Annotated in this window: 7 protein-coding genes; 3 read left to right on the forward strand and 4 right to left on the reverse strand. The window is 66.7% G+C overall.

Translation table 11 applies throughout. The features are described from left to right. Positions 1 to 68: 68 nt before the first annotated feature. The 4 genes from PHP91_RS08385 to PHP91_RS08400 are packed head-to-tail and all read right to left on the reverse strand — an operon-like array spanning position 69 to position 3,831. Positions 69 to 1,040: an alpha-ketoacid dehydrogenase subunit beta gene (locus PHP91_RS08385; RefSeq protein WP_300139495.1), complete on the reverse strand. Its 972-nt coding sequence runs from the start codon at positions 1,038 to 1,040 to the stop codon at positions 69 to 71. Between the two features lie 45 nt (positions 1,041 to 1,085). After that, positions 1,086 to 2,045: a thiamine pyrophosphate-dependent dehydrogenase E1 component subunit alpha gene (locus PHP91_RS08390; protein ID WP_300139497.1), complete on the reverse strand. Its 960-nt coding sequence runs from the start codon at positions 2,043 to 2,045 to the stop codon at positions 1,086 to 1,088. A gap of 18 nt (positions 2,046 to 2,063) precedes the next feature. After that, positions 2,064 to 2,492: a Lin0512 family protein gene (locus tag PHP91_RS08395; protein WP_300139499.1), complete on the reverse strand. Its 429-nt coding sequence runs from the start codon at positions 2,490 to 2,492 to the stop codon at positions 2,064 to 2,066. A 10-nt stretch (positions 2,493 to 2,502) separates the two neighbouring features. After that, on the reverse strand, positions 2,503 to 3,831 hold the full coding sequence (locus PHP91_RS08400) for a dihydrolipoamide acetyltransferase family protein (RefSeq protein ID WP_300139501.1): 1,329 nt from the start codon (positions 3,829 to 3,831) through the stop codon (positions 2,503 to 2,505). 315 nt (positions 3,832 to 4,146) lie between these two features. On the opposite strand from PHP91_RS08400, the gene PHP91_RS08405 reads away from it, so the two are divergent. The 3 genes from PHP91_RS08405 to PHP91_RS08415 all read left to right on the forward strand — a co-directional run. Then, on the forward strand, positions 4,147 to 6,216 hold the full coding sequence (locus PHP91_RS08405) for a sigma 54-interacting transcriptional regulator (protein WP_300139503.1): 2,070 nt from the start codon (positions 4,147 to 4,149) through the stop codon (positions 6,214 to 6,216). Between the two features lie 356 nt (positions 6,217 to 6,572). After that, complete coding sequence (locus PHP91_RS08410) at positions 6,573 to 7,565, forward strand: BMP family protein (RefSeq protein WP_300139505.1); 993 nt, start codon at positions 6,573 to 6,575, stop codon at positions 7,563 to 7,565. A gap of 61 nt (positions 7,566 to 7,626) precedes the next feature. After that, a partial coding sequence (locus tag PHP91_RS08415; RefSeq protein ID WP_300139507.1) for an ABC transporter ATP-binding protein occupies positions 7,627 to 8,981 on the forward strand: 1,355 nt, incomplete at its 3' end.

Here is an 8,981-nt window from a genome sequence, read left to right on the forward strand (position 1 = left end):
TGCGCCCTCACGGGTTTGGCGGGGGAACCGGCCAAGGCGAAGCCGGTTCCCCCGTCAGGGAATGGGAGTTAGCGAATGCTCTTGACTGCCGCGACGATGTTGTCGGCGTTGGGGATGTAGTACTGCTCAAGCGGCGGCGAGAACGGCACAGGGCAGAACGGAGCGCCGACCCGCTTGATCGGGGCGTCCAGATATTCCACGGCCTCCTCGGCCACCAGGGCGGCGATCTCGGCACCGGGGCCGCCGAACTTGACGGCCTCGTGGGCCACGACCAGGGCGTGGGTCTTCTTCACCGAATCCAGGATGGTGGCGGAATCGAGGGGCTGGAGGCAGCGCGGGTCCACGACCTCGGCCTCGATGCCGTCGGCCTTCAGCTTCTCGGCGGCCTGGAGGGCGGCGTAGACCATCTGGGAGGTGGCCACGATGGTCACGTCGGCGCCCTCGCGCTTGATGTCGGCCTTGCCGAGCTCGATGGCGTAGCTCTCGTCCGGGACCTCGCCGCTGACGCCGTAGAGCAGCTTGTGCTCCAGGAAGACGACGGGGTTGTCGTCGCGGATGGCGCTGATGAGCAACCCCTTGGCGTCATACGGGGTGGACGGGATGACCACCTTGAGGCCGGGGATGTTCATGAACCAGGACTCCAGGCTCTGGGAGTGCTGGGCGGCCGCGCCGATGCCCGCGCCCTGGGGCATGCGCAGGGTCATGGGAACCTTGGCCTTGCCGCCGAACATGAACCGCATCTTGGCGGCCTGGTTGAACAGTTGGTCCATGGCCACGCCGATGAAGTCCACGAACATCAGCTCGGCCACCGGACGGAGGCCCGCAACGGCCGCACCGGCCGCCGCGCCGACGATGACGCTCTCGGTGATGGGCGTGTCCTTGACGCGGTCCTCGCCGAACTGGTCGAACAGGCCCTGGGTGACGCCGAAGCAGCCGCCGAACCGGCCCACGTCCTCGCCGAGAATCAGGATGTTCCCGTCGCGCTCCATTTCCTGCCTCAACGCTTCATTGAGCGCCTGAAGATATGTTTTTTCGGACATTGTTCTCTCCGTTGGATTTTATAAGGATTCGTGAAGGTTGACCGACTAGGCGTAGACGTCGTCCATCAACGCGCTCGTCTCCGGCATCGGGCTTTCCTTGGCGAAGGCCACGGCCTCGTCGACGGCTTTCGCGATGTCCGCCTTGATCTTTTCCGCGTCCTTCCTGGACAGGGTCTTGCTCTCAATGAGTTTGGCCTCGAAACGGGGGATGGGGTCCTTGGCCATCCAGGCCTCCAGCTCCTCGGTGCAGCGGTAGGTGCAGGCGTCGCCCTCGAAATGGCCGCGCCAGCGGTAGGTCTTGCACTCGATGAGGGACGGGCCTTCGCCGTTGCGGGCGCGCTTCACGGCCTCGGTCACGGCCTCGTTGACGGCCAGGACGTCGTTGCCGTCCACCACCACGCCGGGCATGTCGTAGGCGGCGGCGCGGTCGGCGATGTCGGTGACGGCCATGGACTTGCACTGCGGGCAGGAAATGCCGTAGCCGTTGTTTTCATTCACGAAGACCAGGGGCAGCTTCCAGGCGCTGGCCATGTTCAGGGCTTCCTGGGTGGTGCCCTGGTTGGAGGCGCCGTCGCCGAAGAAGCACAGGGCCACTTCCTTGGTCTTCTTGTACTTGGCGGCCAGGGCCGCGCCGCAGGCCAGAGGTCCGCCGCCGCCCACGATGCCGTTGGCGCCCAGGATGCCCAGGTCCATGTCGGCGATGTGCATGGAGCCGCCCTTGCCCTTGCAGTAGCCGGTGGAGCGGCCGAAGATCTCGGCCATCATCAGCTTCAGGTCGCCGCCCTTGGCCAGCAGGTGGCCGTGGCCGCGGTGGGTGCTGGTGATCATGTCCTTGTCGGTGAGGGCGGCGCAGGCCCCGGTGGCCACGGCCTCCTCGCCGAGGTAGAGATGCACGAAGCCCGGAATTTCGCCGGCGGCGAAGAATTCCTGCAACTTCTGCTCGAACAAGCGGATCTTGTTCATGGTTTCATACATGTGAATCAATGTTTTCTTGCTGAGAGCCATTGTGTTCTCTCCTCTGGGTTATTCGGCCCCGGCAAGACAGCCGCAGGCCCGTTGCTCCGATCCATCCGCTCCCATGCCCGCCATGTCCGTCTCGATCAAGACGGTCAGGGCGGCGCAGGCCACGACGATATTGCTTACTCCAGGGGCGAAGCAGGGCGCCTCGATGCCCGGCACGCGCATCCCGCCGGTGGTCAGGGTCAGGGAAGTCTCGCCGATGGGAATGCAGGCGAGCACCGCATCCCTGTCCACGCCATCCGGGTCGGGAACGGCCACGTCCGCGTGGACGTAAACCCCCTGGAACCGATCCCGCCCGCAGATCTCCATGATGCCGCACAGGCAGACGCGGGACACGGCGTCCCGCACCGCGCGCGTCGCGGCCTTGGTCATGTCCTCGCCGTGGAGGTCGGCGGCATAGCCGAGTTCGATGGCAAACCGTTTCCGCGCCATGGGGCGCCCCCTAGACGATCATCAGGCCCGGATTTTCCAGCATGTCTCCCAGCTCGCGCAGGAAGGACATGGCCGGAGAACCGTCCGTAGTCATGTGGTTGAAGGTCAGGGAGAGGGTCATCATCTGCCGGATGCAGATTTCGCCGTCCTTGACCGCGGGCTTTTCAACGATGCGGCCGACGCCGAGGATGCCGGTCTCCGGCGGATTGAGGATGGGCGTGAAGCCGTCCACGCCGAGCATGCTCACGTTGCTGATGGTGAACGTGCCGCCCTTGATCTCGTCCATGTTCAGGCCGCCCTTGCGCGCCCGTCCGGCCACGTCCCGGACCTCGGCCTTGAGGCCTTCCAAGGTGTACTTGTCGGCTTCCTTGACGTTGGGAACGATCAGTCCGTTCGCGAGCGAAACGGCGATGCCCAGGTTGACGCTCTCGTGCAGGTGGATGCCGTCCTCCCGCAGGGTGGAGTTCATGACGGGATGCAGCTTGAGCGCCCGGCATGTCGCATAGGCGATGATGTCGTTGTAGGACAGGCGGTACTCGGCGTTGCGCTTGTTGCGCTCCAGGAGCGTCGCCCGCAGCCTGACCATCTCGGTCACGTCCAGCTCCACGAACACGGTGAGCTGGGCGGCGCTCTGCAGGCTGGCCTGCATGTTCTCCGCGATAAGCTTGCGCACGCCTTCCATCGGGACGATGGTGTCCTTGGCCGCGGCGGCGGCCGGAGCGGCCGAGGCGGACGGGTTCATGGCGCGGAGGATGTCCGCCTTGGTGATGCGTCCGTCCTCGCCGGTGCCGGTGACCTGGCTCGGGTCCACGCCCTTGGAGCGGGCGAAGTCGATGGTCTTCCGGCTGGCGTTGACGCCCGCATAGGCGGCGTCGGACGCGGCCTGCACGTCCTTCATGGTAATGAGGCCGCCCTTGCCCGTGCCGGTGACCGCGGAAAGGGCCACGCCCAGCTCCTTGGCCAGCTTGCGCGCGGCGGGCATGGCCGGGACGAACCCGCCCCCCGCCGCCGGGGCAGCGGCGGCCGAAGCCTCATGCGGGGCGGCGGCGGGTGCTGCGGCGGCGGGCGCGGCCCCTCCGGCCACCTTGTCAACCGCCTCGCCGGGCGCGGCGATGAGGGCCAGCACGGCCTGGACCGGGGCGACGTCCCCTTCGGGAACGACGATCTGGGCCAGAACGCCGCTGGCGGGCGCCTCGACGGAGTTGGTAATCTTATCGGTCTCGACCTCGAAAAGCGGTTCGCCGGCTGTCACCGTATCACCTTCGCCCTTGAGCCAGCGGACGACCTTCCCTTCTTTCATGGTCAGTCCCCATTTGGGCATGATCACTTGTTGAGCCATAACCAAGTCCTCCTGATTGTTTGCGTGTGACCACTGGTTGCAACGGGGGTGCCAAGTTTATTTATTGTCTTATTTCAGTAAGATAGATTATATAAAATCCATTCCGCCGCCCAAAGTGTTCGGCGGTTGAACAAGCGGATGCGCAGGGGTGGTCAAAGCCGGAATCCCATTCATGCCACTGAGATCAAAAGGGTAATCCGCACATTTCCCCTGCCGGAGTGTTCCGATTCCGAACACTTGACAGGTCCGGAGCAATGGAGGAGACCGATAGTGCGGTCAAAATCCTCATGCTGCTGAAGGGGGGCGCGTATGCACATGCTTCTCAGAGAAGGCGACGGATTCGAAATATGCCGGGACCCCAAGGACCTCGAAAACGGGGAGCGGCCTTCGTTGCTTTCCCGGCCCCGAAGCCAGCGCGGCGCCCAGGTCGACTACGCCAGTTGGAAGCATTTCGTGGAAGGCAGGCGGGAGACGATCAACGGCATGGACCAGGCCCTGCTCGACTCCTGGCACCGCTGCATGGACATGGCGGTGGACCCCGCCCCGCGCAGTTGCTGGGACTTCCTGCCCGTCAGCCAGCTCGAACCGTTCACCAATACCCTTGAAAAAATCTGCGGCGAGATCGAAACCACCGCCTACCGCGCCATCAAGGGCAAGGGGCTGCTCATGACCTTCACCAACGCCGAAGGCCGCGTGGCCCGCACCAGCGGCGACCTGAAGGTCCTCAAGCAGGCGGACCGGCTGAATTTCGGCCCCGGCGCCAACTGGGCGGAGGTGAGCGTCGGGACCAACGCCATCGGCGTGGCCCTGGCCACCGGCCTGCCCATGCAGGTGGTGGGCGAGGAGCACTTCTGCCGCAGCCACCACAGTTGGTGCTGCACCGCAGCCCCCATCCTGGACCCGCGCGGCGACATCTGGGGCTGCTTCGACATCTCCGGCCCCGTGGAGTCCGACCACACCGGCAACATGGAGCTGGTCCTCCAGGCCGCCCGCGCCCTGGAGCAGAGCCTGAGCCGCCTCTACTGCGCCGAGCTCGAAGGCCAGATGGCCTCGCTCTTCTCCTCCATGTTCAACTCGGTGACCACCGGCGTGCTCTTCCTGAACAAGAAAGGCCGCATCACCAGCGCCAACGGCATCGCCGAGCTGCTCCTGTCCCGCTCCGTGGACGCCCTGCGCGACCGCAAGGGCGAGGAGTTCTTCGACCTGAGCCCCTACCTCGCCCAGGCCAAGAACGCGTCCCTGTGCGACCCCGTGGTCATCCCCTGCCGGGCCAACCCTGGCCTGCTCGCCCGGGCCATGCCCACCTTCAGCGCGGGCGGAGCCTGGCTCAACACCATCGTCACCATCACCGAGACCCGGCACACCCGCCAGTTCGCCCTTTCCGCGCGGCGCAACGGACGCGCCGGGCTGCCCCCGGAGTCCGTTCCCGGCTTCGAGCACGTGCTCCACGACAGCGAGCCCATGCGCCGGGCCGTGCGCCAGGCGGCCAACGCGGCCCGGACCCCGTCCACTGTCCTGCTCCTGGGCGAGTCCGGCACCGGCAAGGAGCTCTTCGCGCGCGGCATCCACCAGGCCGGTCCGCGAGCCGGCCAGCCCTTCGTGGCCGTCAACTGCGGCGCGTTCTCCGAGGAGCTGGTCCAGAGCGAGCTCTTCGGCTACCGCGAGGGGGCCTTCACCGGCGCGGTCAAGCGCGGCCGGGTGGGCAGGTTCCAGAAGGCGGACAAGGGCGTCCTCTTCCTGGACGAGATTTCCGAGATGCCGCTGTCCCAGCAGGTCAACCTGCTGCGGGCCCTGGAGGAGCGGGCCATCGTCCCGGTGGGTGGGACCAGCCCCCTGCCGGTGGACGTGAAGATCGTGGCCGCCACCAACAAGAACCTGGCCGAACTGGTCCGGCAGGGCCGCTTCCGCGAGGACCTCTACTACCGCCTGAACGTGGTGGGCATCACCATTCCCCCGCTGCGCGAGCGCGGGCGCGACATCGCGCTCCTGGCCGAATACCACCTCGGCAGGCTTTGCGACGATTTCGGCATCCCCTGCCCAGGCATCGCGCCCGACACGGCGGACATCTTCGTCAGCCACACCTGGCCCGGCAACGTGCGCGAACTGGTCAACTGCCTGGAGTTCGCGGCCAACAACCTGTCCGGCCCCTGGCTCAAGCCCGGGCACCTGCCGCCCTACCTCCAGGAAAAGGCCGGAACCCGCCCGGCCGAGAACCGGCAGGAGGAGTCCCGGCCCCAGGGGTTCCAGCTCAAGGACCGCGAGGCGGACGCCATCCGCGAGGCCCTGGACTTCCACAAGGGCAACATCAGCAAGACGGCCAAGGCCCTGGGCATCGGCCGGAACACGCTCTACGCCAAGATGGAGCGCTACGGCATCGAGGCCTGACCGCAAGCGGGCCGCGACGGTCCGGCCCGCCGACAACGCCCCGCCTTCCTCCTCTCCCGGCCGGACCCGGCCGGGGCTCGCTTCGCGCCCGGCCGAAGCGCCGGGCCGCGCCGGTGGACGGGCCTGTCAAATTGACAATTTTGCAGCGGGATTATTGCAAAATTGTGATCTTTCGGCCGCAATTTCGCGCGTCCGCCCGACCCCCGCCGAGGCGGTCGCGACTCAACACCTTGGAGCAATTTGATATTTGCAGCCACCCCTCTTCCTGGCATTCACATTGCACAATGCCGAGGGCCGCGCTTTTCCGGTTGCCGCGGCGCGACATTCACCATTCCTAAACGAGAGAGGGATTCCCCATGAAACGCATTCCGACCATCGCCGCAGCCTGCTGCCTGGCGATCGCCCTGCTGGCGGGCACCGCCCTGGCCGCCGGGAAAATCAAGGTGGCGGGCATCTATACCCAGCCCATCCAGCAGAAATGGGACGCCTGCCTGCACAAGGCCCTGCAGAAGGCCGCCGACGCGGGCGAGATCGAGTACGTCTACTCCGAAAAGGTCTCCAACACCGACTACGTCCGCGTGCTGCGCGAATACTCGGAGAAAGGCGTCAACCTGGTGGTGGGCGAGGCCTTCGGCATCTCCCGCGATGTCACCAAGGCCGCCAAGGACTACCCGAACGTGGCCTACCTGATGGGCGATTCCTTCGGCCCGCGCGGGACCAATCTTTCCGTTTTCGACAACTACATCCACGAGCCCTGCTACCTGATGGGCATGATCGCGGGCAAGATGACCAAGACCAACAAGATCGGCATGGTCGGCGGCTACCCCATCGGCGAGGTCAACCGGCTCTTCAACGCCTTCATGGCCGGGGCCAAATCCGTGAACCCGGCCGTCCAGTTCAAGGTCTCCTTCATCGGCTCCTGGTATGATCCGCCCAAGGCCAAGGAATTCGCCTACGCACAGGTCGAGGCGGGCGTGGACGTGCTCTACGCCGAGCGCGCGGGCGTGGTCGACGCGGCCCGCGAGAAGGGCATCATCGCCTTCGGCAACGTCAACGACATGAACAAGGAGGAGAACGGCAAGGATGTGGTCGTGACCTCCGCCCTGTGGAGCATGGACGCGGCCGTCAAGCGGGCCGTGGACCTGGTCAAGGCGGGCAAGTTCACCGCCGAGGACTACCGCGACTACACCATGATGGCCAAGGGCGGCGCCTCCCTGGCCCCCTACTACGAGTTCGACGCCAAGATCCCGGCCGACGTCAAGGCCAAGGTCGCCGAGGCCGCCGACGCCATCAAGACGGGCAAGATGACCATCGAGATCAACGACAACGAGCCCAAGTCCACCTTCTAGCACCGCATCTCCGGGCCGCCCCGCGCGGGGCGGCCCTCTGCCATTTTTCAACGGGGAAGACGTGTCAACATCGGTCCTGAAACTAACGGGAATTACCAAGGCCTTCGGCGCCGTGGTCGCCAACAGGGACGTGACCCTCGAACTGCGCCAGGGCGAGATGCTCGCCCTGCTCGGCGAGAACGGCGCGGGCAAAACCACGCTCATGTCCATCCTCTTCGGCCATTACGTGGCCGACGCCGGGACCGTGGAGGTCTTCGGCGAGCCCTTGCCGCCCGGCTCGCCGCGCGCGGCCCTCTGCGCGGGCGTGGGCATGGTCCACCAGCACTTCACCCTGGCCGGGAACATGACCGTGCTCGAAAACGTCATGCTCGGCACCGAGCGGCTGCTGGCCCCGTCCCAGGACACCCGCTCCGCCCTGGCCCGGCTGGCCGGGCTCATGGAGCGCTTCGGCCTGGAGGTGAACCCCTCCGCCCGTGTGCGCGACCTCTCGGTGGGCGAGCGCCAGCGCGTGGAAATCCTCAAGGTCCTCTACCGCGACGCGCGCATCCTCATCCTGGACGAGCCCACCTCGGTGCTCACGCCCCAGGAGGCGGCCCGGCTCTTCGACACCCTGCGCCAACTGGTGCAAGACGGGCTGTCCGTCATCTTCATCACCCACAAGATGCGCGAGGTCATGGCCGCGTCCGACCGCTGCGCCGTGCTCCGCCAGGGCGCGGTGGTCTTCGAGTCCCCCACGGCGAAGACCACGGCCGGGGAGCTGGCCCGCGCCATGGTCGGCAGCGAGATCCCCAAGGCCGAACGAGCCCAGGCCATGCAAAAAGGCGACGAAGTCCTCTTCCTCGACCGCGTCCGGCTGGCCGGCCCCTCGGGCAAGCGGCTCCTGGACGACCTGACCCTGCGCCTGCACGCCCACGAAATCCTCGGCATCGCCGGGGTCTCGGGCAACGGCCAGGCCCAACTGGCCGACCTGCTCTCCGGCCTCGTCACGCCCGAATCCGGCCAGCTCATCCTCCACGGCGAGCCCCAGGAGCGGCCGACCCCGGCGGCCATGATCGCGGCGGGCGTGGGCCGCGTGCCCGACGACCGCACCGGCACCGGCCTGGTGGCGGACATGACCGTGCTCGAAAACCTTTCCACCGAATGCTACCGCCTGCCCGGCTACTCCCGGCGCGGCCTGCTCAACTTCAAGGGGCTGGCCTCCCGCGCCCGGCAGCTCATCCAGGCCTTCGACGTCCGCTGCCCCGGCGTGGACACCCCGGTGCGCAAGCTCTCGGGCGGCAACATGCAAAAGCTCATCCTGGCCCGCGTCCTCTCGGGCGCGCCGTCCATCATCGTGGTCAACCAGCCCACCTGGGGGCTCGACGTGGGCGCAACGGCCTACGTCCACCAGCAGCTCCTGGACGCCGCCGCGCGCGG

The sequence above is a fragment of the Pseudodesulfovibrio sp. genome (assembly GCF_028692895.1).
In the GTDB taxonomy this organism is placed as follows: Bacteria; Desulfobacterota; Desulfovibrionia; order Desulfovibrionales; family Desulfovibrionaceae; genus Pseudodesulfovibrio.